Below are 26,183 nucleotides of genomic sequence, written 5' to 3' on the forward strand. Positions count from 1 at the left end.
AATTCTTCATTAATTTCATAAATTTTGAAACCTGTTCATTTGTAGCTTCGTCATACTTTTTGAAATGAAGTTATTAAACTATTAGAGAAAAATGAAAAGGGGTTAGAGAAATGAAGTATTTTGTTAAGGTTTTGGCATTATTCTCCGTTTTATCAGCAGTATTTTTCAATTTCAATGCATCAACAGCCAGCGCTCATAATGGGGCACTCGATGAATTAGGTGGGCACTTTAGAACAGCAGATTGTGTATACTTGCTTCACAAACCGACTTCATTGGCTAAAACGGCTAAAAACATGGATGAACTAAAGGCGTTAATTACGCAGTACAACAGCAACGCTACTTGTGTTAAACAATTAAATGGTGGTACAAATTTTAAAGTGGATCTAGAAGGATTCGAGTTTCCCTTTGGACTCCCTTTCAATGACATCAAAGGGCATTGGGCTCAAAATGATATCCTTTTACTGCACGAACTGGGATTAGTAAGTGGCTTCCCAGATGGTTCTTATGGCATCAACAAAATGATCAGCCGTGCTGAAGCAGCTGCGATTATGGCGCGTAACTTTGATTTACCGAATGTGACACCAACATTTAAAGATGTATCAAAAGGTTACTGGGCAGCTAATCAGATTGGTGCGGTTGCAGAAGCAAATATCATGAATGGATACGGCGACAACACCTTTAAGCCAGCTAAAATCTTAACAAGAGCAGAAATTGCCTCTCTTTTAGTAAGAGCATATGATCTAGAAGGAACGTCATCGGAAAACTTTAAAGATGTACCTAAAAAGCATTGGGCGTATCAACCGATCAGTACTCTTGTTGAGTATGGTCTAGTTAGTGGGTTTAACGACAATACGTTTCGACCTGAAAATCAATTAACCCGCGCGGAATTTGCAGCGTTTCTAGCTAGAGTGATAAGGTATGAGGCTGAACCAGAATTGAGTACGATTCAAGGAGTGGTCACTGACCAAGATGGAAGACCTCTTGAAGGTGTTAACGTAGTTCTTGCAACACCAGAAATCTTTACTAATGATGTAACAAGTGCAGACGGAACATTCATTTTTCATGCAGCAGCAGACAGATACACGCTTACAGCTTATAAAGAAGGTTATGAAACATACGCAGATAACGAACTTATTTTAGAAGAAGGATCTGACGTAGAAAGGGAGATTCAATTAGCTCCATCTGACGGTGTAGGATACGACTTTCTAGAGGAAAATACGCCTTACGTTTCTTCAGATAATGGATTGACTGTACAAGTGACAGAGCTATCTAAAGTGACTAAAACGAACTTCGTGGAATATCACTTAAGCTATACGGAAACAAACAACACAACGGAAGCGGTTGACCAAGGGGCATTCAAAACTTTTTATAATGATGGTACATCAGAAGCGCAGTACGGCAACTTCAAAAAGCTTGTTCCAGGCGAAACAAAGACTGTCGACTTTGTCTTCCAAGCACCATTGAGTAAATCAACGATAGCATTAGAATACGGGGCAGATCTGTTATATAACGGAAAGCCATCCGATGGTACATTGAAATGGAATTTTGAGTAAAAGCAGATTTTAAGGTCTGAGGAGAAATCTTCAGGCTTTTTTATTTTGGGGAGGGAAGTCTGTTGGGTACTAGGATTTGCTAAAGATCCTGTAAAGTAGCTTCCTATGCACTATTTTTAAGATTCTATGCACAAAACTTCGAGTTCTATGAATCTAAAACTAGAGTCTATGCACAAAAGTAAAGATTCTATGCATCTTTCACTTTTCTATGCACAAAAGTGAAGGTTCTATGCACTGAAAAACCTCCTCTATGCATCGTTCACTAATACCACAAAAAAGGAGCTGACCCCATCCGGCCAGCTCCCTAAATCACTACTTCACTTATTTACTTCGAAACATCCACAATACGTCCTTCAATCTCCGGATTAACCGTACCTAACTCCGCCACATAATCTCGCAGGTTCTCCCAGTCGGAAGCACCTAAGTCTGTAACGCGGCCTTGTTCATAAGCCGTTTTAAATACAGTGAATCCGTCGCCGCCTTTAGCTGTAAACGCGTTAGTTGCGATTACATATTCTTGTGCAGGATCAATTGCTGTGAATGTGCCATCAGCATTTTTTACTTCCATTGAAACCACACGGCTGCCAGCAGGTTGAGTGCTGTCATAGGTGAACTTCATACCAGAAACGTGAAGGAATCCGCCATGTTCTTTAGGTGACTGACTTACACTGTGCTCAAGAGCATTTTTGATTTCAGCTCCAGTTAGTTTCATCGTTGCTAAAGTATTGCCGAAAGGAAGGGTAGTTAACACATCACCATAAGTGATCTCCCCTTGATCGATAGGTGCACGAATACCACCGCCATTTTGGAAAGCCATCACCACATTTGGATTATAATCTTTCGCTTTATCCAGCATGCCATCTGTGATTAGGTTTCCTAATTCAGTTTCGTTGCTGCGTACACTTGGTCCATCTTCGCTAGAACGCGGATTCGTGAGTTCTTTTTCAGCCACACCGCCAGTTGGAGTGTTCTTTACTTTTTCAATTTGATCAGCGTACTTTTTCAAAAGTTTAGCTGCTTTTGGGTCAGCTTCTTTTGTGCTTACATCGATTAAAGATCCAGCTTGTCCAACAACTTTTCCTTTTTTATCGAACTGGACATCAAGGGTACCTAGGAAATCGCTATATTGATAAGCTTGAACGATAACTGTCGCATCTTTTGCTTTACCATGTTCGTCTTTTGTATTCACAATAGGTTCCTCAAGTTTTGTATGACTGTGTCCGCCAACGATAACATCGATCCCATCAACATATTTGGCGAGTTCAAGGTCGTTGTCATACTCAGCGTTATCGTCATATCCCAAGTGTGTGATCGCAACGATTTTATTAACACCGCGGCGCTCAAGGTCTTTTACCGCCTTTTTAGCTGATGAAATATAGTTTTTGAATTCAATGCTTTCAGGGCTGGAGATGTCGACTGTTTCTTCTGTCGTAAGTCCGATGAATCCAACACGTTGTTTGTCCACCCATTTCACAACAGATGGATAAATCGTGCTGTCTTTTGGAGAGTGTTTCACTTGGTTCTTGAATAATGATTTCATGTTCTTATCTTTTGAAAAATTAATATTCGAACTAACGAACGGGAAGTCAGCACCTTTAACAAAATCAACAAGTGCTTTGTGTCCTTCTTCACTGGAACCGAGGTCAAACTCGTGGTTACCGAAAGTCATAAGGTCATAACCTGCTAGGTTCATGAACTCTAGATCAGCTTGTCCTTTGAATTCGTTGAAATAGAGTGTTCCAGAAAAAACATCACCTGCATCTAGTAAAAGAGCGCTCGGCTTTTCTGCGCGGACTTCTTTGATCGCGGTAATGCGCTGTGCCACGTTATCTAGGTGAGCATGCGTGTCGTTTGTATGCATAAGCGATAAATTAAATGTAGGATTCTTTGGCTTTTTTCCATGATCATTCTTTTCGGCAAAAGCCGGCATTGCCACCGAGGAGGAAATCAATCCAACGGCAAGTGTGGAAGCTAGTAAACTTTTAAACTTTTTAGTCAAAACCATCCCATCACATTCCCTTCAAATTTGTCATACGTTATTAATTTAGCATGTAATAATCTAAAGCAAAGTCGAATAATGTCGAAATTAACAAAAAATTTAAATCTTATACATTATTTACACTATTTACTATCTCAGCACAAATACCTGATGCCTAAGTAAAACACCTGTAAAAATTACAAAAATTCCTAAATTAGGAATAAAGCCATTGACTAATAGATACCTTTATACAAATATTGAAATTTATCGAAACCCCTGTCTTTTGAGGGGTTTTTACTTTAGAAAAGTTGTAGGCATTTCCTTCCATGGTTTAATAGAAGAAAGGAGTAAGTACCTATATTTTCAAATTATTCAAAACTTTACAAAAGCCTCATTAGAAATGAATAGATATTTGTTTTAATAGAAGTAATAAATCTATCTTTCTAGGAGGAGTATTTGTGAATAAGTTACGGTGTTTCCTCGTTGTCTCTCTCTCGGTTTTTGTGGCAGCCGGCATGATGCAGTCTGTTTATGCAGTACCGCCATCTGATGCAGACCATGTTCGCATTTTAGACGAGCGGCCAGCGCAATCATCCAAACATGATGAGCCGCATACGGTTATTGAAAGTGAAAATGGGATCACGCTTGTCACCAACCATCATACGGAAACGATTGGGGATGGTGTCCAATTAACGACCTTCGAACGTTTCGATGCCCGTGGGTGGCTGAACGGTGAAATGATGAAAGTAGATTTGGCGGATGGCTCCGTTTTTGCTGATATTCTGCACCCTGGCATTGTGTCTAAAGCTGAGCTTCTATCAGAAACAGCGAATCGCGAAGGCGCAATAGCAGGTGTGAACGGCGACTTTTTTGATATCAATGGAACAAAAGCACCGGTCGGCGCAGAGGTTCAGGATGGGAATCTACTAAAAGGGGCAGCGACTGGCAGAGAGAAATCGGCCGGAGTGGATGCAAACGGAATCGGGCAGATTGCAGATGTCCTCCTGGAAGGAACGATCACGTTTAATGAAACCTCCTATACACTGACTTCCTTTAACCAGTACGCTATACCGGCGAATGGAATCGGCTTGTATTCTTCCATTTGGGGAAGTGCTTCGAGAAGTGGAGTCGCTGGCAGCAGTAACTCCGTACATGAAGTAAGAGTTCAAAATGGAAGAGTCATAGAAAGCCATCCGGGTATTTCTGATGAACCTATTCCTGAAGACACACTTGTCTTGATCGGACGTGAAGCGGGGGATGCAATCTTGCAGCAGCTAACCGCAGGGCAGGAGATCGCGGTTCAATACGCACCGAAAGTCTCTAATGGCAACCCATTCAATTTCGCCATTGGAGGGGACCCTGTTCTTGTCAAAGATGGTGAGGTGCAAGAGGTGGACGATTCTGTTGTTGCCCCACGAACGGCAGTCGGCTATTCGGCTGACGGGAAACAGATGTACCTTGTGACAGTCGATGGCAGGCAGACAAGCAGTCGTGGGCTGACTCTCTATGAATTAGGAGAGCTGATGAAAGAGTTTGGAGCTTATCAGGCACTTAATCTGGATGGCGGCGGTTCGACAACAATGGTCGCCCGAACTCCTGGTGAGAAACAAGTGGACATCGTCAACAGTCCGTCTGACGGAATCGAACGAGCCGTCCCGAACGGAATTGGCCTTTTTACCGAAAAGGGGACGGGTAAACTTTTCGGAATGAACGTGTCGACTGAGTCAGAGATTGAAAATTCGGACCGGGTCTTTCCGGGGCTAACCAGAAAGTTTTCATCGAAAGGTTTTGACAATGTATATGATCCGATACAAACGGGAGAAGTAAAATGGCGAGCCATTCCCGGATCGGTCGGGAAGCTGGATGATGATGGTTTATTTCATGCCGCTCGATCAGGAAAAGGAAATATTGAAGCCCAACACAAACACATTAAAGGAACTAATCCGGTTACGGTTTTGGAGAAGTTAGAAAGAATAGAAGCAGATGTTCCGAGACTTGGTCTTGCTGAGGGAGCCACCGGGGAGTTCTATATAAAAGGATATGACAAGAACGGATATTCCGCACCCATCGAACCTCAAGATGTGAATGTAGATTTTGACGAGTCTGTTATTGATGTAAAGCCGAATTCAGACGGTTCCTTCTCTGTTCAAACAAAAACCGACGAAGGTTCTACCTTAGTGAAAGCCACGGTAAAAGGGAAAGAAGCCTTTCTTCCGGTTACAGTAGGATTAAAGACAGAACATGTTTCAACGATGGAAACACTGGCTGAGTGGAGATTCTCTTCGGCTCGCGGTTCTGGTGTGATACAGACCGGGGAAGGTAAAAGTGGAAACGGGATCAAAGTCAGCTTCGACTTTACGCAATCAACGGGAACGCGTACGGCAAACGTTCATCCGGTCAATCCTCTCTTCCTGCCAGGAGAACCCCGATCGATCGGTCTTTGGGTAAAAGGGAACGGCAAAGGAGAATGGATGTCATTTACAACAAAAGGGTCTGACGGAAGCAATCATTACCTTTACGGACCATATGTCACGTGGACAGGCTGGAAAAAAATTGAGATACCTGTCCCTTCTGGTGTGAAATATCCGCTCGAGCTAAAGACAATAGGAGCGATTGAAACCAATCAGGCGAATCAATACACGGATGAACTCGTATACGATGATCTAACAGTAAAAGTAAGCCCGACTGTGGAAGTACCGGTAGTACTGAAAAAGGAAGACTCGATCATCTTGCAAAACGCAGAAATTGGAGAAGACCGCTGGAAGTTCGCTGTCATGGCGGATAGCCAGTTTATCGCCGCCAATCCAAACAGCCAGCAAGTACGTATGGCAAGAGAAAGCTTGCGACAGATTGTGAAGGAAAAACCGGACTTCTTAATCATCGGCGGGGATTTTGTGGATACAGCTTATACCCAAGATTTTGATCTGGCCAAGCAGATCCTGGAAGAAGAAATAGGAGATCAGATTCCGGTCTATTATATTCCAGGTAATCACGAAATCATGGGTACCGGGAACCTGGACAACTTCTTGCACGCATTTAAAGAAAACAATTTCTTCTTCACCCATAAAGGCACACAGTTTGCGCTTATGGATTCATCAACCGGCAGTTTACGCACATCAGATTTCGAACAGTTGGTTGTCTTTAAAAACATGCTCGAAAAAGCAGCGAAAGATCCGGCCATCAAAAATCTAGTTGTTCTGGAGCATCATCCGACAAGGGATCCGCTTTCTACACAAAACAGCCAACTGACAGACCGGAAAGAAGCTGAACTGTTGGAGAAGTGGCTGACGGAATTTAGAGAAGAATCCAAAGGAAAAGGCGTTCTTCATGTTTCCGGTCACGCACATACGGTAAATGTTGAACGAGTAGACGGCGTACCGTATATGGTTGTCGGTCCTACAGGAAAAGCCCCATATGGTCCTCCTGATGCTGGCGGTTTCCATGAGTGGACCATGTTCGGAATCGATCCTACGCCAATTCCGTCACAAGCGAACGGACCAGAGAGATCAAGTGAACAGAGTCCGATTCGTGATACAGAATGGGTACGGGCAGAGGTCAATCCGCTTCTTGAAGAGGTAACGATGGATGCACCAGAAACAATGTTAGCAGGTGAGACAGTAAAAGTGGACGCGACTGGACATCAGGCAGGAAACGTTAACTTCCCATTGCGATACCCAGCAAGCGTCAACTGGAGTGGAAGTGACAATCTCTTTATTGGAACTGGTGAAGCTCTAGATCAGGCAAAAAAATCAAACCCATACATTGCTGTCTTTGACACCGCCACACAAGAACTGACTGGCCTCCATCAAGGAGAGATTCTCCTAAGGGTAGAATCAAACGGCACGTTAGCTGAAAAAAGAATAACCATTCACTAGTGTTCTATGAAAAGTAACTTCCTCCTAAACGAGGATAGTTACTTTTTTGTTTTGTATAGGACAGTGAGTTACTAAAGTAACAGATAAAGTTTTAGTTAAATTTTTAGTAAAAACAATTGACTGATAATTCGTAGTAGTTTACTATTTTACTGAAGGCGCTTTCATCGGGTGTCAAATTAGAGGGGAAATGAAAGGGGAAACCATTTATGAGATTAACGAAGTTTTTAGCAATAAGTCTTTCAGTTGTTTTGTTGCTGGCAGGTTGTTCAAGCTCTTCGTCTGATTCTGAAAAGACTGCAGATGGTAAGATTAAAATTTCCTTTATTAACGGATTTACAGGTGGAGACGGCGCCTATATGAAAAAAATCACAGATGCCTTCAATGAGTCTCAAGATAAATATGTCGTTACAGAGCTACAGGAAAAAGACCACTATACGAAGTTTAAATCAGGTAATTATGACCTTGTTGTCGTCCACGGAAACAACCTTGAAACCTATAACCAGGATGGTCTGATCCAAGATATTAGTCCTGTTATTAAAAAGGCAGGGATTAAGGAATCTGACTTTCATCAGGCTGGTTTAGATATTGCTAAACTGGATGGCGATATGTTTGCAGTTCCACTGGATATTCACCCGTTAACCATGTTTTACAATAAAGATCTGACGGCGGAAGCCCCGAAAACATATGAAGATTTAAAAGCGCTAAATACAAAGCTTCAGTCTCAAAGTAAAGATACGTATACTCTCGGTGTTCCTTCCAGCGGTTTGGTAGAGTTCTACATGCTGATGATTGCGGCTCAAAATGGCATCGAATTGAAAGATGGCAAACAATTAAACTTTGCTCAAGAGAAATATGCTGATGCCCTGATGCAGTTCCACGATATGGTTTGGAAAGACAAGGTATCACCTCCTAAATTAGGTCTGGATGGTGAGTTCCAAACATTCATGAAAGAAGCAAAAGAAGGGAAGGCGTATAAAACTGCAGTGGCTATTACTGGACCCTGGTTTTATGGAGCAGCGAAAGAAAAGTATGGGGATAAGCTTGGCGTAGCACCAATTCCGCAGATCGGTTCAGAACTAGCTGCTTACGGAAACGCTCATACGATCGCTCTTTCTTCTAAAGTTGAGGATGAAAAGGTAAAAGAGGGGATTGCTGAATACTTGAAATTCATGTTTACGCCAGAAAACCTGCTCAACTGGGCGGATGGCGGACAAGCTCCGGTACACCTTGCTACACTTGAAAAAGTTGAAGCAGAACAAGAAAAGTATCAGATTGCTTTCCAAAACGCTAAGCAGTTCGAAAACTATGTAAGTCCACCACAGGTTTATCAATTTGGGGAACAGATGCGTTACATGAACGAATCGGTATTTAGTAAACTCGTAACGACAGAGAATTTTACTAAAAAAGAGTTGATGAAAGAACTCAAGAAAGCAACAAAGCTTGCAGAACAGGTAGCAGCTACTGCACCCCAAAATGAATAGGTTAAGAAAATCAAAAAGAGTGGATTTGCCCAACCTAGGGCAGCCACTCTTCATTTATAAAAAGAATGATTCAGAAACATAGAGGGGACGAACTGTTCTTTCGGATGGAGGTCAACATGTATAAAGGAGCTTCCCATAAAATCTGGTCTGTACTCATGGTATCGCCATTTGTTATTCTCTTTCTCTTGTTTTGGGCGCTTCCGCTTGCATTAGGTGTTTGGGTGAGTCTTCATAACTGGAATATTTCTTCTGGGAATCTGGGATTTGTCAGCCTGGACAACTATAAATCGATACTTACTCCTGGTACGCTGTACTATGACCTTTTTATGAAAGGCTTAAAAAACACCTTATATTTCGTGGTAATCAGTGTACCGCCGCTCGTGTTAATCAGTCTTGGTCTGGCATTGATCATTGATAACCTTCCAAGAAAGCTTAAACCCATTTACCGTACGATTTTCTTTATCTCTTATTCTATTTCCGTAACGGCTGTATCTGCTATTTTTCTATGGCTGTTCAACGGAAATGGTGGTTATTTTAATAATGTCTTGGAGTCCATAGGAGTCATAAGGGAGCCGATCAACTGGCTTGGTGAACAGCCGTATGCTTGGTTAACCATCCTGATTACGACCATATGGTGGACCATCGGCTTTAACATGATGCTGTTTATCAATGCGTTAGATGAAGTAGATGCTGCTCTTTATGAGGCAGCGGATTTAGACGGTGCGGGAGCTTTCTCCAAGTTCATCTCGGTAACTTGGCCGCAGATTAGGAATGTTGCCTTTTTTATCATTATTATGACGGTGATTGCTTCCTTTAACCTTTATGGACAAACGAAACTCATTACGGGTGGCGGACCGGAACAATCAACGAATTCGCTTATCATGAATATCCAGACTTCTGTATTCGGCATGAACCAGCTTGGGATTGGTTCTGCGATGGCCATAATCATGGGACTGATCATGATGGTCATTATCGTTCTCCAATACTGGCTTTCATACCGGAATAAAGAGTAAAGGAAGTGGAAAAAGATGAAAAGATCAACGAGAAAGAGCCTTCCGATCATCATAGTGGCAACAATCATTGCTATTTTGTTCTTGCTGCCTTTGGTCTGGATGGTGTTTACATCTTTTAAGACGCTAAGCGAATCGATGGCAAGCTCAAACATTCTGCCTTCAGCATGGACGATGGAGAATTACGTAAGTGTTTTCTCATCCGTGAGTGAAGCACCTATTTTCAGGTGGCTGTTCAATACCGCTCTCATTACAGCTGTAGGGACGTTTTTAGTTGTTATGATCGATGTTTTGGCTGCCTATTCATTAGCTAGATTGAATGTGCCAGGGAAGAAAGTAATATTGGGGATGGTTTTTGCGGCGCTTGCGATCCCAGGAATCGTTACGCTTTTTCCTGCTTTCTATATGTTCAAAGAGGCCGGCCTTCTTGATACGTATGTCCCGTTGATCCTTCCTTATACAGCGAGTACAATGGGTGTGTTTTTAATGTACAACTTCCTCATATCGTTTCCAAAAGATCTAGAAGAAGCAGCGTATATAGACGGAGCCTCACAGTGGCAGATCTTGTACCATGTTATTTTTCCGACAATAAAACCGGTAGCCATGACGCTTGGTGTAATTACCTTCCTTGGCATCTATAATGACTTTCTATGGCCCTCACTCGTCACGAACTCGAATGACATGAAAACCATTACACTCGGGATTGCTACCTTAATTCAGGGCGCTAACTTCGTCAATCCGGCGAAAATGATGGCATCCACCGTTATTGCGACGATCCCGGGAATCGTTGTTTTCTTGATCGCCAACAAATATATCGTAAAAAGCGTGACAAACACAGGAATTAAGTAATTTGTACAGTTGATTTATTAATGAAGTAAAAACGAATATAATGAACAGGAGAGTATGATGAAATCAGGATTCCGTACGATAAAAAGTGCTAAAACTGACGAGGTTCATATGAGAGATCCTTTTGTCTTTACAAGTACAAAAGAGAATAAGTACTATTTGTTTGGAACCACTTTTGCTGATGGTTGCGGTGATCAGGATCCGATCTTTGAAGTGTACTGGAGTAATAACCTCACTGATTGGGAAGGGCCTTATGTTGCTTTTCAGCCTCCAAAAGGATTCTGGGGAGTAAGGCATTATTGGGCTCCTGAAGTATTTGAAGTGAATGGCAAATACTATATGTTTGCTTCTTTTAAAGGCGGAATTGGTGAACATCGTGGTACTGGTATATTAGTTGCTGATCACCCTGCAGGACCCTATGTTCCGCACAGCGAAGGGTCTGTGACACCACATGGTTCAGAATGCCTGGACGGGACGTATTTCGAAGATAGCAAGGGGCAAAGGTGGATCATCTATTGCCATGAATGGACAGAACTTTACGAGGGCAGGATCAAAGCTCTTCGTCTTAGTGACGATCTGAAAACGTCCTATGGTGAACCAATTGAGATATTAAATGCCTCTAAGATGCCATGGATTAGACATTTTGGTGACCCTCGGATTGAAAAAACAGGTTATCTAACAGATGCTCCATTTATGTATCAAGCTCAAAACGGCGAGCTCATCATGCTTTGGTCGAGCTATTCTGTTCCAAACTATGGCGACGCTGGACTTGGAGGATATACCGTTGCAGTAGCCCGGTCAAAAGATGGGATGATTGATGGAGAATGGACGCACGATAAGGAACTGCTGCTTGATCGAAACGCCGGACATTCGAGTTTATTCCGTGATCTAGAGGGACAACTTTATATCTGTACCCATTATCCGGATACTCCACACGGAAGGGAACGGCCGCTATTTATAAAAGTGGATGAAATTGAAAATGGAATTTCTATTGAAAACAATGAGTATAAGCAAAATGAGATGAGGGAAAACGATGGCGACGATTAAAGATATCGCTGAACGCGTCGGGGTTTCTATTGCCACTGTATCGAGAGTGTTGAACTACGATTCTAAGCTTTCAGTAGGTGATGAAACGAAGAAAAAGATTTTCGAAGTTGCTGAAGAGCTATCTTATCGAAAAAAAAAGGTAAAACGCACGGCTGCCTATAAACTGGCGATCGTTCACTGGTATACGGAAAAAGAAGAGTTGGATGATCTTTATTATATGTCTATTCGCCTGGGTATCGAGAATCGATGCGAAGCACTAGGCATCCAGGTTGTAAAAATGTATAAGGATACCACGGATAAAAATGAAGAAATTCACGGGATTATTGCCATTGGAAAATATAATAAAAGGCAGGCCGAAGAGCTTCGAAAGCAGACTGAGAATATTGTTTTCGTGGACAGCTCACCTGACGATGATCAATATGATTCTGTTCTGAGTGATTTTTACAAAGCGACTGAAAATGTCCTTCAGCGTTTTCTGGACAATGGCCATACGAACATTGGCTATATTGGCGGCCGAGAAAGCTATGACGATCAAACAGAGGTAATCGAAGATCCTCGCAGAGTTTGCTTTGAGAATTATCTTTCGCAAAGAGGCATATATGATGAAACAAAAGTATACATGGGTAAGTTTTCTGTTGAAGATGGCTATTTGCTGATGAAAAAGGCAGTCGCAGAGCATGGTGATAAGCTGCCAACCGCTTTTTTTGCAGCAAATGATTCCATCGCGATCGGTGCTTTACGAGCACTTCATGAAGAAGGCATCTCCGTGCCAAATCAGGTGAATCTTATAGGAGTTAATGATATTAGTGTTTCAAAATACATTTATCCTCCTTTAAGTACCGTTAAAATATACACGGAGCTGATGGGCGAAACAGCAGTTGATCTGCTTGTGGAAAGACTGACTGACAGGCAGGTTGCCAAAAAAGTAGTCCTTGCGACAAAGCTTGTAATACGGGGAAGCAGTACATAAAAAGGGTTGAACTCAAAAGCTTCGTAACTTTTGAGTTCAAGCCCTTTTTTTATATCAAGCAAAGCCAGTTTGAGCGAAAACCCACCCATTTTGAGCGAAGATAAGCAATTTTGAGCGTAGGTCGGTGATTCTGAGCGTAACGCGAGGATTTTGAGCGAAAAGTGAGCCATCTTGAGCGAACGTGTAACAGAATTAAAGAACACGTACCGTGAAAATATATTGCGCTCTTTAAAAGAGTTTGAAGTTGATCAGCCTCTTTTCATCCCGAGCATGACTTATTTTTTATTTAGGAAAGGCGGAGACTGCTCTTCTTCACCAGGAACTCCGTTTTTTACACGAGGCCATCCATCCTTCCAAACAATAGGGTCAATAAAAAGAGGACGGCGAGTCGCACCGTTATCCAGCTTAGGCTGCTTTTTATCGATGGCGTGGTAAATGATCCAATCTTTCTTCTTATCGTCTGTAACGATTGCATTGTGACCAGGACCTATATAGGTTTCTCCGCCAGTTATTACAGGAGTACCTTCAGAAACAAGAATATCCACGCCTTTTTTATCTACATAGGGTCCTTTTATAGATTTTGATCGAGCAGCGGCAACCCGATAAGTACTATTTCTTCCTTCACAGCATGATCCTAGAGAACCGAAGAAATAATAATAGCCATCGCGTTTAATCATATATGGCGCTTCGTATGCATTTCCTGCTATCTGAAAGATTTCTCCTTCTGTTTTTGTTCCGTCCTCTGACAGTTCAACTCCGTATATGCCATGGAAGCTTCCCCAGAATAGATAAGGAATTCCGTTATCCTCGATAAAGAAAGGATCAATGGAGTTTTCTACACCAATTTCACTGCTTCTTAATACTTGTCCTTGATCCTGAAAGGGGCCGCCTGGTGAATCACTCGTTGCTACCCCGATGCCAGGATCATAGTCTCCCCAAGTGGAGAGAGAGTAGTAGAGATAATACTTTCCGTTATAACGCTGAATATCAGGAGCCCATAAACCACCCTGCTTCCACGTTGGCCGACCTTTTTCCGTAAAGGCATCTCCGACGAATTTCCAGTCTGTTAGATTCGAAGATTTAATAATGGGTATATATTTTGCGCCCTTGCCATCGCCCCAATCATCTTCTGTGCCATAAGCATAATAGTTTCCATCTTTCCCCTTGATCATAGAAGGATCAGCCAGGACTGGTTCAAACACGGGGTTTTGGAACTGTGAATGATCCCTGCTCGTTTCTTCTTTTGAACAGCCACTTATGAAAATAAGGCTGACTGCCAAGATGGACAACAATGAGTTTGCTATTTTCAATAAATATACCATCCTTTCATGAATTTTCAGAAAACGACTACACTTCTCATCATAAAGAAGTAAAAGAAGCACTTCAAACTTTTGAGTTAAAAATTTAGTAAAAATTTAAGTAAAATCATTGACGCTGTTTTACCCATCTACTAGAATGAATATAAAGCGCTTTCAATAATGGGCTGAAATAGGTTTGAAAAGGAGAGATAGAGATGGTTTATCGTCAAGAATATCCACGTCCGCAATGGGTACGTAAAGAATGGCAAAATTTGAACGGAGAATGGGATTTTGCCTTTGATGACGGAAATGAAGGAACGAAACAAAAATGGTTCCTTACTGACAGTACGGCGTTTGATAAAAAAATCAATGTTCCTTTTGCCTATCAGACACAACAAAGCGGAATTTCAGATCCAACGTTTCATGACCTTGTTTGGTACAAGCGGGAATTTACAGTACCGGAAAATTGGAGTGATAAGCGAATCATTCTTCACTTCGGCGCAGTAGATTATCGTGCGTGGGTTTATATAAATGAAGAGTTTGTAGGTTTTCATGAAGGCGGGAATACGAACTTTTCCTTTGATATTACTGAACAAATGACAAATGGAACACAGACCCTAGTCGTAAAAGTAGAAGATCCATCGACAGATGAAACGATTCCAAGAGGAAAGCAATATTGGATCGAAGAGTCGGATGCCATTTGGTACACACGGACAACAGGAATATGGCAGACCGTCTGGCTTGAAGCCATCGATCCTCATCATATAGCCAAACTTCGATTTACTCCAGATGTAGACCGTGGTGAAGTTAGCGTGGAATTTGAAGTGAATGGAGATCTTTCAGAGGTTGACGTTCAATTCGTTATATCGTTTAAAGGTGAAAGAGTGGTAAAAGACACGATAGCCGTTCAAGAACCATATAACAGAAGGACTTTCAATCTTTACAACCATAAAATTTTCCGTACGGGCTTTCACCATGATGGGTGGAACTGGACGCCAGAAAACCCTAACCTTTTTGATGTAACGATCAAGGTTTTGGAAAAAGAAAAGGTAAAGGATGAGATCGAGTCGTACTTTGGGATGAGAAAGATCCACGCTGAAAATGGAATGATCTATCTGAACAACCGTCCCTACTATCAAAAACTTGTGCTGGACCAAGGTTATTGGCCGGAGGGACTTCTCACAGCCCCTTCTGATGAGGATTTAAAGAAAGACATTATTCTCTCAAAGCAATTAGGATTTAACGGTTGCCGGAAACATCAGAAGGTGGAGGATCCGCGCTTTCTTTACTGGGCTGACCAGCTTGGTTATCTTGTCTGGGGTGAGTGTGCGGCATCACCCTCTTTCAGTGAAGATGCTGCAGCCCGCCTGACAAAGGAATGGATTGAAATCATAGAGCGTGATTACAACCATCCATCTGTAGTTGCCTGGGTTCCGCTTAATGAAAGCTGGGGAATTCCGAATGTCCGTGATAACCGCCAGCAGCAGCACCACTCGCTTGCGATGTATCATCTTATCCATTCCCTAGATCCGACAAGGCTCGTAGTTTCGAATGATGGATGGGAGCTAACAAAAACAGATATTTGTGCGGTTCATAACTATAATCATGGAAATAAGAATGAAACGATAAAGTATGAAAAATACAAAGAAGATCTTGAGTCGGTTGAAGGAATACTTACTTCACAACCAGCAAGACGTTCCATCTACGCAAACGGCTTTACATATGAGGGAGAGCCTATCCTGCTGACAGAGTTCGGTGGAATCGGATTTAAAACAGGAGAAGATGCCGGATGGGGATACACATCCGTAAACAATGCCGAGGATTTTGTTGAAGATTACAAACGGATTATGAAAGCTGTATACAGTTCTAAAGCATTGTTTGGGTTTTGCTATACACAGCTAACAGATGTGGAACAAGAGATCAATGGTCTGCTGACATATGACCGCAAACCGAAGTGTGAAGTTGAAAAGATTAAAGAGATCAATGATATGTGGCACCCGGGTGTCATTTAAATAGAAAAATAGATTTGGACTCATCACTCTGAAAAGAATGAGAGGAACTTAACGATGGATACACAACTACTAATCAAAAAATTTCATGAGATCTTTCCAGTAGAAGGCCAAGAGGAAGTCAGAATCTTTTTTTCACCAGGCAGGATTAATTTAATTGGAGAGCATACGGATTATAACGGAGGACATGTGTTTCCTGGGGCGATTACCTATGGCACATATGGGGCTGTGAAGAAGCGGGATGACCAGGTCATCAAGCTCTATTCGATAAATTTTCCGGATCAAGGCAGTATTGAATGTTCGTTAAATGAGATGGATTACCGGAAAGAGCATGGCTGGGCGAACTATCCAAAAGGCGTGATCCGTTACATTCAGGATAAATATGGATTATTGAAAAGCGGGTTAGATATCCTCATACAAGGTAACATTCCGAACGGTGCAGGATTATCGTCTTCGGCTTCGCTCGAAATGCTGATGGGGATCATGATCAATGAAATGTTCGATCTAAATATGGACCGCATCGAACTGGTGAAACTCGGTAAAAAGGTCGAAAACGAGTTTATTGGAGTGAACAGCGGCATCATGGATCAGTTTGCGGTTGGAATGGGGAAAGCGGATTGCGGCATTCTGTTGGATTGCAACACTTTAAAGTTCGAATACGCACCTCTTGATTTAGATGGTTATGACATTGTCATCATGAACACGAACAAGCGCAGAGAGCTTGCCGACTCGAAATACAATGAAAGACGAAGAGAGTGTGAAAAAGCGTTAAGCCGCTTGCAAACCGCTCTCGATATTCATGAACTAGGTGACCTTTCAGAAAAAGAATTTGAAGCCAGTAAACATCTGATCGCAGATGAAACATTAATGAAGAGAGCTCGTCATGCCGTCTATGAAAATCAGCGCACGTTGAAGGCACTTCATGCATTGAGAAGAGGCGAAATGAAGACATTCGGAAAGTTGATGAACGACTCTCATCATAGTTTAAGAGATGATTATGAAGTCACTGGGAAGGAACTCGATACGCTGGTTGAAGCAGCCTGGAAACACGAGGGTGTTCTCGGTGCCCGGATGACAGGTGCAGGCTTTGGAGGGTGTGCGATTGCTATCGTCGCATCTGATAGAGTAGAAGATTTTATTCAAAGGGTCGGAAAAGAATATCTGGAGAAGATCGGATATAAAGCGGACTTTTACGTTGCCAAAATCGGTGATGGCGCAAAAGAGATTACCAAGGAGGTCGTGTGATGAGCATTCTTGTTTTAGGTGGGGCCGGCTATATTGGTTCTCATGCGGTATACCAATTAATCGAGCAAACCTACAAGGTAGTGGTTGTAGATCATCTTCAGACGGGTCACAAAGAGGCGCTTCATCCTGATGCTGTTTTTTATGAAGGGGATATTCGTGACAAAGCGTTTCTACAGCGTGTTTTTACCAAGGAAGAGATCACCGGGGTCATGCATTTCGCAGCCAATTCTCTAGTAGGAGAATCGATGGAACAGCCGCTTAAGTACTTTGATAACAATGTATCCGGAACACAGGTCTTACTGGATGTCATGATAGAGTTTGGCGTTAAGCATATTGTTTTCTCTTCAACTGCTGCAACATATGGCGATCAGGAAGTCATGCCGATTACAGAGGAAATGCCGACAAACCCGACAAATGCCTATGGGGAAACAAAACGGGTTGTAGAAAAAATAATGAAATGGTGTGACACTGCATATGGCCTGAAATATATATCCCTCCGTTATTTTAATGTTGCAGGTGCTCGTTCAGCTGGAACGATCGGAGAGGATCATAACCCAGAAACCCACCTTATTCCTCTAGTTCTACAAGTGGCTCTTGGTCAACGAGAGTTCATCTCTATATTCGGCGATGATTACGAGACGGAAGACGGTACGTGTGTACGTGATTATATCCATGTTGAAGATTTGATCGATGCTCATATTCTCGCACTTCAGCATCTTCAAAACGGGGGAGATAGCAATATTATTAATCTCGGTAGCAACAAGGGGTATTCTGTGAGGCAAATTATCGAAACAGCAAGGAAAGTAACTGGTCATTCGATTCCAGCAAAAATTGCACCGAAAAGGCAAGGTGATCCAAAAGCTCTTGTAGCTTCATCAGCTAAAGCAAAAGAACTTCTGGGCTGGCAACCAAAACGCACTCAAATCGAAACAATCATTGAAGATGCATGGAACTGGCATCAAACGTATCCTAATGGTTATAACCGATAGGAGGGGAGACGATGGAAATCTATTCGGTTATTCAAAAGTTGATTGACAAGGCGGTTTCTTTAGAGATGATACAGAAGCAAGATGAAATCTATGCCCGAAACCAGGTTATTGCGCTCCTTGGATTGAAAAGTTTTGTAGAAGAAGTCGAACCCTCTAATACGGGTAATATCCCAGATTTTTTGGAGCAGTTAGTGGAATATGCTGTGGAAAAAGACTTAATTAATAACTTACTAGATGAAAAAGAAATTCTATCAAGTAAGATTATGAATAGTTTTATGCCTCGCCCCTCCGAATTAAATAAAAGTTTCTATGAAAAATATAAAGATAATCCTGAGGAAGCAACCTCTTTCTTTTATGAATTAAGTCAAAACAGCAATTATATTCAGACAAAAAGAATCGCCAAGAACATCAGCTACAAAGCGGACACTCCTTATGGCGAACTTGATATTACGATCAATCTATCAAAGCCTGAGAAAGATCCTAAAGAAATTGAACTCGAGAAGAAAATGAAAGTTTCTTCGTCAAACGATTATCCGAATTGTCTGCTATGTATAGAGAACGAAGGTTATGAAGGAAGAATTGGACATCCCGCTCGTTCCAACCATAGATTGATTCATCTGAATCTTAAAGATGAAGAGTGGTATCTGCAATATTCTCCTTACGTTTATTATAACGAGCATTGTATCTTACTCTCGGGTGAACACCGAGATATGAAGATCAATCAAGATACATTTGAAAGACTTCTTTCTTTTGTTGAACAATTTCCGCATTATTTTGCGGGATCTAATGCAGATCTGCCGATTGTCGGTGGTTCGATCTTAAGTCATGATCATTACCAAGGCGGTCGTTATGACTTTGCTATGGCAAAAGCAAAAGATGAATTCACCTTTGAATTGAACTCATTTCCGTCTGTTAGAGGAGCTACCCTTGAATGGCCGATGTCTGTTATACGTTTAAGAGGCCGTGATGTAGCGGGACTTAGTGAAGCGGCGACGTTCATTTTGAACAAATGGATTTCCTATAGTGATTCAAGTGTAGACATTGAGGCTTATTCAGGGGATACAAGACATAACACCATTACTCCCATTGCCCGTTATCGGAACGGGGAATTTGAAATGGATCTTGTCTTAAGGAACAATCGGATAAGCGACCTTTACCCGCTTGGGATTTTTCACCCTCATCAAGATGTACATCACATCAAGAAGGAAAATATCGGTTTGATTGAAGTGATGGGTCTCGCCGTCTTGCCTTCAAGGTTAAAAAATGAATTAGAAGAAATAAAAAGTTACTTGCTGGCAGAGACCGATGAGCTCATAGGATACCATTTGCCATGGGCCAATGACATGAAAGAACGTTATGGAAAAGACATTACGCCTGATTCCGTTGAAGGGATTTTAAAGAGAGAGTTAGGGATTAAATTTCTTCGTGTACTCATGGACGCTGGTGTTTTTAAACGGAATAAAAAAGGGCAGGATGCATTTAAAAGGTTTATTTTTACGCTGCAGGATTAATTTAAGGAATAAGAAGGCATTCGTTCATGTTCTGACGGATGCCCATTTTTCTTATAGGAGAGTGGAGAACGTGGAGATTCTGCAAGAGAACTTTGGTGAGATCAACGGACACCCCGTAACATCTACAACTCTAGTAAACGATCAAGGCATGGAAGTTGTTAGCATAGATTATGGCTGTATCATATCAAAAATCATCGTGCCAGATAAAACAGGAAAAAGAGAAAATGTCGTGCTGGGCTTTGATACGATCGAAGAGTACATCAACGATTCTCCTTATTTTGGAGCCGTAGTCGGGCGGTTTGCCGGTAGAATAAAAGAGGGAACCTTTGAATTGGACAGCCAGACGTATCAGCTAGAAAAAAACAATAACGGGCATCATCTTCATGGGGGATTAAAAGGGTTCGATAAAGTGATTTGGAACTCTCAAGTGCTTAAAGGAGAAAGTGAAGTAAGCATCGTGTATAACTATCTCAGTCCAGATGGAGAAGAAGGATATCCTGGCAACCTAGATATGAAAGTAAAATATACCTTGACCAATGCGAATGAATTCCTGATTTCCTATGAAGCCATTTCAGACAAAAAAACACTGATTAATGTAACCAACCACTCTTATTTCAACTTATCCGGAAATTTAAAGCGGGATATTCTAGAGCATGACCTGACATTAAAGAGCGATTCGTTTCTGGAACTCGATAACGAGTTGATTCCTACAGGTGAAATTCTCTCTGTAGAGGGTACACCTTTTGATTTTAGAGAGGGCCGCTACATAAAGGACGGAGTAGAGTCGGAGCACCCGCAAAATGTCTTAGCGGGCAATGGATACGATCATCCATTTCTGCTTGCTGAAAAGGAGAATAAGGAAATGGTATTGAAAGACGAAGAAAGTGGCCGGCAATTGACGGTTGAAACAGATCAGCCAAGTGTAGTTTTATATACGGGCACGCAGCTAGAGTCTAACTTTACCATTCGAGGAGTAAAAGCAAGAAAATATCTCGGTCTTTGCTTAGAAACGCAAGGTCTTCCTGACAGTATTCATCATTCTCATTTCCCGTCTAACATATTGGATAAAGATGAGGTGTTCCGTTCAACTACGAAGTATGTGTTTGATGTGATTGATTAAAGAATAAACCCTAAAATGAGGATATGGCTTACATTGATCAGTCACCATGTTTTTTCAAAAATAGAACAAAAAATTAAAAGAGGATATACACTCAAATCGACATATCCGATACATACGCAAATTAAAAAGACCGACACCACAGTCGGTCTTTTCTATAATTTCACCTTATTAGAGTGAATTTGGCTCTGTGATCCGTAGATTAAAACGATTGTCATCATTTACAAACACCGCATACTTTTAATAGCTCTACTTTAGTTGTTGTATATTGGAATTCATCTTCTTGTTTACATAAGAGGTTATAAAACGATACCAAACAAAAACAAATGAATATAAACAAAAATAGAAGTTGGAAAACGATAAAAATAGTATTAAAATAAAAATAATTAGTTAAATATTTATGATGAATTACTTTTTATAAAGAAAATAGGTTAGAAGATTAGGAGACTTAGAATTATATTTTCCACTACTGAATGATTAAAAATAAAAACGTAAAGGATGGGAATGAATTATGGGTTTTCATGGATACGATAAGAACTTCAATATTACAGATAAAGTAGCTATTGTCACAGGTGGAGCGAGTGGAATTGGAAAGGCCGTATCGGAATTATACATAGAAAAAGGTGCAAAAGTTGCTATCTTTGACCTAAAAGATAATGTAGAAGATCTAGCTAAGAAGCTGAATTTAGAAAATGCCATTGGTGTACAATGTGACGTTACTAATAATCAGAGTATGGACATTGCAATTCAGAAGGTAAGAGAATACTTCGGTAAGGTTGATATTTTAGTAAACTGTGCTGGAATTGCATTACTTGATGATGCTGAAAAAATTTCTGATGATTATTGGCAAAAAACGATTGATCTTAACTTAACTGGATCATTTAAAATGAGCCAAAAAGTTGGAAGTTTAATGATTGAGCAAGGAAATGGTGGAAATATTATCAATTTAGCTTCTCAAGCAGCAGTTATTGCATTAGATAATCATGTCGCTTATGCTGCAAGTAAAGCTGGGATTCATGGAATGACTAAAGTACTTGCTTATGAATGGGCTCAATTCGACATTAAAGTAAATGCTATTTCACCGACTGTTATTTTAACTGAATTAGGTAAAAAGGTTTGGGCAGGAGAAAAGGGTGAAAAAGCGAAAAAAGAAATTCCACTTGGACGGTTTGGATATCCCGAAGAAGTTGCTGCTATTGCCTTATTTTTAGCGTGCGATGCAACCAACTTAATGACAGGAGAAAATATTGTGGTTGATGGTGGAAATACAATTAAATAGAGGAGAACTATTTAAATATTTAAGAGGTATAGCAATTATTGCTGTACCTCTTTTTCACAGGTGATTTCTGTCTTAAGAAGGATTATGACCATTTTCATCAGTTGATACTACCAGAACGTCAATATTTTGTTCTTCAAGTTTTTTAGCATAATCATCCGTTATTTTGAAATCAGTTATTATAGTATCTATTTGATCTATTGAAGCAAATGATGCAATGGAATTTTTATTAATTTTAGTATGGTCAAGCAAAGCTATAACCTTGTGTGAAGCATTAACCATAGCTTTTTTTAATTCTACCTCATAGACACTGAAGTCAGTTAAACCTGATTCCAATGAAAATCCATTAGCTGAAGTAAACATTAGATCGATATTAATTTGTTTCAAAATATTTATACCTAAACTACCTTCTAGAGAGTAGGAACCTCGTTTTACAATCCCGCCTAATAAGATAACCGTGATATCAGGATGTTCATTTAACTCAAGCGCTGTATTTATTCCACTTGTTACAACAGTTAATCGAATTGGCATATCTTTCAAAGTACGGGCCAATTCAAGAGCTGTTGAACTGGCGTCTAACATAATACATTGACCATTGGAAACTAATTCTACTGCTTTTTTGGCAATAGCACATTTTTCATCTTTATTTCTTTTTTCCCTACTTGAAAAGTTGGTTTCACTATCTATAATGTCTATTAAAATAGCCCCACCATGAGTTCTTTTGAGGAGTCCATCTTCTTCCATTTTAGTAAGGTCTGTTCTTAAGGTAGCTTCAGAAACTTTAATCTCTTCTGAAAGTTCCTTTACAGTTACTCTTTGGTTCTGATATAACTTGTCCATTATTAGTTTTCTTCTTTCAGGAGCAAATACTTTTGCCATTTGATCACCCACATTTGTTTTATTTTTACCGTTAAATTTTTTCATTCTTTATAACAATTCAAAAGAATTCAATAATATATAAAAACGAAAGCATTTTTTTTCGTTTTTTATAATAATATTACATCATTTATTTATGATAATGTAAATTACTTCTTTATAAAAAGATAAACGATAATAAAATAACAACAAACAAAAATATATAATTGACTTATGAATAAAAATAATAATATAATGAAAAAAATCAATCGTTTATAAAAGTAAACGATAAAAAAGGTTAAAATTAATTGTTTGAATTTAATTAGTATATCTTTAAGTAAAGGACTGATGAGCTTTCAAATATTTCTTATTAAAAATGTAAGCGCTATCCTTCTGAGTCTATTTTTAATTAAGTTGTTTTAAAAGTAAGAAATACTGGAAAGGGAGAGATGTTCTATGTGTAATACTACTATGACAATTCAAGACCCCAATAAGATAAACATTCCAAAAACAATGAAAGCTGTAGTGGCGTATAAACCAGGTGATTATCGTTTTGAAGAAGTAGCTGTTCCTGAGATTGGTGAAGGTGAGATTCTTGTAAAGGTTGAAGCCTGTGGAATTTGTGCAGGAGATTTGAAAGCGTTTGAAGGAGCTCCAAGTTTTTGGGGAGACGAGAATCAGCCAGCTTATATTAAAGCTCCTATGATTCCGGGTCATGAATTTATCGGCCATGTTGTGGCACTAGGAAAAGGTGTAGAAGATTTTGAAGTAGGGGACAGAGTAATCTCAGAACAAATCGTTCCATGCTGGAGATGTCGTTTTTGTAACCGTGGTCAATATTGGATGTGTGAAAAGCATGATTTATATGGATTTCAAAATAATGTAAACGGTGCAATGGCTGAATACATGAAATTTACAAAGGAAGCAATCAATTATAAAGTCCCGGAGGATCTTCCAATTGAAAAGGCTATTTTAATCGAACCATACGCTTGTTCGTTCCACGCTGTTCAGCGTGCACAGATTCAATTAGGTGATGTAGTAGTACTTGCCGGGGCAGGGACTTTGGGCCTCGGAATGATTGGGGCAATTAAAAAATCAGGACCAGGGAAGTTAATTGTGTTGGATCTATTCGATGATCGACTAGAACTGGCTAAGAACTTTGGTGCTGATATGGTCATCAACCCAGCAAAAGAAGATGCAATAGCTATTGTAAAGGAATTAACAGATGGTTATGGTTGTGACATTTATATTGAAGCAACTGGTGCTCAAAAATCGGTTGAGCAAGGTTTAACTATGATTCGCAAGCTTGGTAGATTCGTAGAATTTAGCGTATTTAAGGATCCGGTAACAGTGGACTGGAGTATTATAAGTGACCGTAAAGAACTTGATGTATTAGGGTCTCACTTAGGTCCATATTGCTATGAACATGTTATTAAAGGAATTGCCAACGGTGACCTTCCAACAGATGGAGTTGTTACACATGAATTACCTTTGGAAGAGTTTGAAAAAGGCTTTCAGCTCGTGAAAAACGGGGCGAAATCCTTAAAAGTTGTTCTTAACCCAAATCTATAAGAAAAAAACAGAAGAGATAGGTTCCCATATAATAGGGAACCTATCTCTTGAATAGAAAGAATATTCAGGCGAATGGAGGAGTGAGTATGCAAGGATTATTGAATAGACTGGGCATGGATTCCAAAATGGCTTTAGGGTACCTAGGAGTTATGCTTTTTATGATGGGGGATGGTCTCGAACAAGGTTGGCTTTCCTCGTATTTAATGGATAATGGTTTAACCGTGCAGCAGTCGGCGTTATTGTTTTCTATTTACGGTTTCGCAGTTGCGGTTGCTGCTTGGCTTTCAGGGGTATTAGCTGAAGTATTAGGACCTCGTAATGCTATGATCATAGGATTAAGCTTGTTTATATTAGGGACACTAGTATTCTTAACAGTCGGATTACCGACCATGAACCTTGGGGTTATCATTCCAACTTACTCTCTCAGAGGATTAGGTTATCCGTTATTTGCTTACTCCTTCTTAGTCTGGGTAACATACTATGCTCCGAGTGACAAGCTTGGAACAGCTGTAGGGTGGTTCTGGTTTGCATTTACAGGAGGATTAAACGTTTTAGGTGCATATTATTCTAGTTTTGCATTACCTGTTTTAGGTGAAATGAATACCCTTTGGAGTGCATTGATCTTTGTTGCTTTAGGTGCTACAGTAGCAATTTTCCTAAATAAAGAAGATTCTAACCGCGAGAAAAAGTTTCAAACGAAACAAGAAGCTTTAAAATATTTAACAAAAGGTATTACGATTGCATTTGAAAGACCTAAGATTGGATTAGGTGGTATTGTAAGAACCATCAATACAGCGGGTGCATATGGCTTTGTGGTGTTTATGCCGGCTTATATGATGGATGTTGGATTCACAAGAACAGAGTGGTTGCAAATTTATGGTTCCCTTTGGACGAGTAATATTGTTTTTAACCTGATTTTTGGAATTGTGGGAGATAAGTTAGGGTGGCGTAATACCGTTATGTGGTTTGGAGGAGTAGGATGTGCAGTCTTTACTGTGGCTTTTTACTATGTTCCAGCCTTCATGGGACCAAATTATATAGCGGCAACGGTTGTAGCGGCGTGTTTCGGAGCTTGTTTAGCCGGATATGTTCCTTTATCTGCTTTAATTCCTTCATTAGCTCCGGAAAATAGAGGAGCGGCAATGTCTATATTAAACCTTGGCGCTGGATTAAGCACATTTGTTGGTCCTGCAATTGTTGGCGCTTTTATAGGTGGAGTTGGAGCAGTAGGTGTTATTTGGATATATACAGGACTATATTTGGTTAGTGCATTTCTAATGAAATTTGTTACTCTTCCTAAAAGTGAAGGGATCCACTCTACTGAACTTAAGGCAGCACAGTAAGTTCTCATAGGATTTAGTAATTGATTAATAATAACAAACAATAATAAGGACGTCTTTTAATGGGCGTTCTTAATTTTACGTTATAAACAAACAATTATTGTTGAAGTTTAATCATAAAAATCTAAAACAACAAAAAACGATAATAAAACAAAAAAATGTTGACGTTAACAGTAATAAATGAAAAAATAAATAGTATAAATTGAAAATA

The 26,183-nt window shown here is 40.3% G+C and carries 18 protein-coding genes; 15 read left to right on the forward strand and 3 right to left on the reverse strand.

Translation table 11 applies throughout. The features are described 5' to 3' along the window. The first annotated feature begins 110 nt into the window (after nt 1-110). Nucleotides 111-1,553 (forward strand): S-layer homology domain-containing protein, encoded by a 1,443-nt coding sequence (locus M3206_RS06315; protein WP_251311664.1) that lies wholly within the window; start codon nt 111-113, stop codon nt 1,551-1,553. Nucleotides 1,554-1,878: 325 nt separating this feature from the next. Here the strand turns inward: M3206_RS06315 and M3206_RS06320 are convergent, their stop codons facing one another. After that, the gene (locus M3206_RS06320; protein ID WP_251311665.1) at nt 1,879-3,558 is read right to left on the reverse strand and encodes a bifunctional metallophosphatase/5'-nucleotidase; all 1,680 of its coding nucleotides are present in this window, start codon (nt 3,556-3,558) and stop codon (nt 1,879-1,881) included. A 431-nt stretch (nt 3,559-3,989) separates the two neighbouring features. Here M3206_RS06320 and M3206_RS06325 point away from each other — a divergent pair, with 431 nt between their 5' ends. The 6 genes from M3206_RS06325 to M3206_RS06350 all read left to right on the forward strand — a co-directional run bounded on the left by M3206_RS06325 (nt 3,990) and on the right by M3206_RS06350 (nt 12,760). Next, on the forward strand, nt 3,990-7,406 hold the full coding sequence (locus M3206_RS06325; RefSeq protein WP_251311666.1) for a phosphodiester glycosidase family protein: 3,417 nt from the start codon (nt 3,990-3,992) through the stop codon (nt 7,404-7,406). Nucleotides 7,407-7,612: 206 nt separating this feature from the next. Beyond that, nucleotides 7,613-8,887 (forward strand): hypothetical protein, encoded by a 1,275-nt coding sequence (locus tag M3206_RS06330; RefSeq protein WP_251311667.1) that lies wholly within the window; start codon nt 7,613-7,615, stop codon nt 8,885-8,887. 116 nt (nt 8,888-9,003) lie between these two features. Beyond that, nucleotides 9,004-9,900 carry a carbohydrate ABC transporter permease gene (locus M3206_RS06335; protein WP_251311668.1) on the forward strand — a complete coding sequence of 299 codons (897 nt, stop codon included), beginning with the start codon at nt 9,004-9,006 and terminating at the stop codon, nt 9,898-9,900. 15 nt (nt 9,901-9,915) lie between these two features. Next, nucleotides 9,916-10,746 (forward strand): carbohydrate ABC transporter permease, encoded by an 831-nt coding sequence (locus M3206_RS06340; protein ID WP_251311669.1) that lies wholly within the window; start codon nt 9,916-9,918, stop codon nt 10,744-10,746. Between the two features lie 57 nt (nt 10,747-10,803). Beyond that, on the forward strand, nt 10,804-11,790 hold the full coding sequence (locus M3206_RS06345; RefSeq protein ID WP_251311670.1) for a glycoside hydrolase family 43 protein: 987 nt from the start codon (nt 10,804-10,806) through the stop codon (nt 11,788-11,790). Further along, nucleotides 11,777-12,760, forward strand: coding sequence for a LacI family DNA-binding transcriptional regulator (locus M3206_RS06350; protein WP_251311671.1), 984 nt, complete (start codon nt 11,777-11,779; stop codon nt 12,758-12,760). The genes M3206_RS06345 and M3206_RS06350 overlap by 14 nt, the downstream gene beginning before the upstream one ends. A gap of 275 nt (nt 12,761-13,035) precedes the next feature. On the opposite strand, the gene M3206_RS06355 is transcribed toward M3206_RS06350, so the two are convergent. Further along, complete coding sequence (locus M3206_RS06355; RefSeq protein ID WP_251311672.1) at nt 13,036-14,070, reverse strand: family 43 glycosylhydrolase; 1,035 nt, start codon at nt 14,068-14,070, stop codon at nt 13,036-13,038. Between the two features lie 203 nt (nt 14,071-14,273). Between M3206_RS06355 and M3206_RS06360 the strand changes: the two genes are divergently transcribed. The 6 genes from M3206_RS06360 (at nt 14,274) to M3206_RS06385 (ending at nt 22,208) form a co-directional block, all read left to right on the forward strand. Continuing rightward, a complete protein-coding gene (locus M3206_RS06360; protein ID WP_251311673.1) occupies nt 14,274-16,070 on the forward strand; it encodes a glycoside hydrolase family 2 protein in 1,797 nt (598 codons plus the stop codon). Nucleotides 16,071-16,124: 54 nt separating this feature from the next. Next, on the forward strand, nt 16,125-17,312 hold the full coding sequence (locus tag M3206_RS06365; RefSeq protein ID WP_251311674.1) for a galactokinase: 1,188 nt from the start codon (nt 16,125-16,127) through the stop codon (nt 17,310-17,312). Beyond that, nucleotides 17,312-18,301: a UDP-glucose 4-epimerase GalE gene (gene galE / locus M3206_RS06370; protein ID WP_251311675.1), complete on the forward strand. Its 990-nt coding sequence runs from the start codon at nt 17,312-17,314 to the stop codon at nt 18,299-18,301. The genes M3206_RS06365 and galE overlap by 1 nt, the downstream gene beginning before the upstream one ends. 11 nt (nt 18,302-18,312) lie before the next feature. Further along, nucleotides 18,313-19,812, forward strand: coding sequence for a UDP-glucose--hexose-1-phosphate uridylyltransferase (gene galT / locus M3206_RS06375; RefSeq protein ID WP_251311676.1), 1,500 nt, complete (start codon nt 18,313-18,315; stop codon nt 19,810-19,812). A gap of 70 nt (nt 19,813-19,882) precedes the next feature. Further along, entirely contained in the window at nt 19,883-20,932 is a 1,050-nt protein-coding gene (locus M3206_RS06380) for an aldose epimerase family protein (protein WP_251311677.1), read from the forward strand. A gap of 508 nt (nt 20,933-21,440) precedes the next feature. Next, nucleotides 21,441-22,208 (forward strand): GolD/DthD family dehydrogenase, encoded by a 768-nt coding sequence (locus M3206_RS06385; protein WP_251311678.1) that lies wholly within the window; start codon nt 21,441-21,443, stop codon nt 22,206-22,208. A gap of 72 nt (nt 22,209-22,280) precedes the next feature. Here the strand turns inward: M3206_RS06385 and M3206_RS06390 are convergent, their stop codons facing one another. Beyond that, on the reverse strand, nt 22,281-23,084 hold the full coding sequence (locus tag M3206_RS06390) for a DeoR/GlpR family DNA-binding transcription regulator (protein WP_251311679.1): 804 nt from the start codon (nt 23,082-23,084) through the stop codon (nt 22,281-22,283). A 432-nt stretch (nt 23,085-23,516) separates the two neighbouring features. Here M3206_RS06390 and M3206_RS06395 point away from each other — a divergent pair, with 432 nt between their 5' ends. Together M3206_RS06395 and M3206_RS06400 are read left to right on the forward strand one after the other, a co-directional pair. Further along, nucleotides 23,517-24,632: an MDR/zinc-dependent alcohol dehydrogenase-like family protein gene (locus M3206_RS06395; protein WP_251311680.1), complete on the forward strand. Its 1,116-nt coding sequence runs from the start codon at nt 23,517-23,519 to the stop codon at nt 24,630-24,632. Between the two features lie 86 nt (nt 24,633-24,718). Beyond that, complete coding sequence (locus tag M3206_RS06400; RefSeq protein ID WP_251311681.1) at nt 24,719-25,975, forward strand: MFS transporter; 1,257 nt, start codon at nt 24,719-24,721, stop codon at nt 25,973-25,975. Nucleotides 25,976-26,183 lie beyond the last annotated feature (208 nt).

It is taken from the genome of Fictibacillus phosphorivorans (genome assembly GCF_023715845.1).
Taxonomy (GTDB): Bacteria; Bacillota; Bacilli; order Bacillales; family Fictibacillaceae; genus Fictibacillus; species Fictibacillus phosphorivorans_D.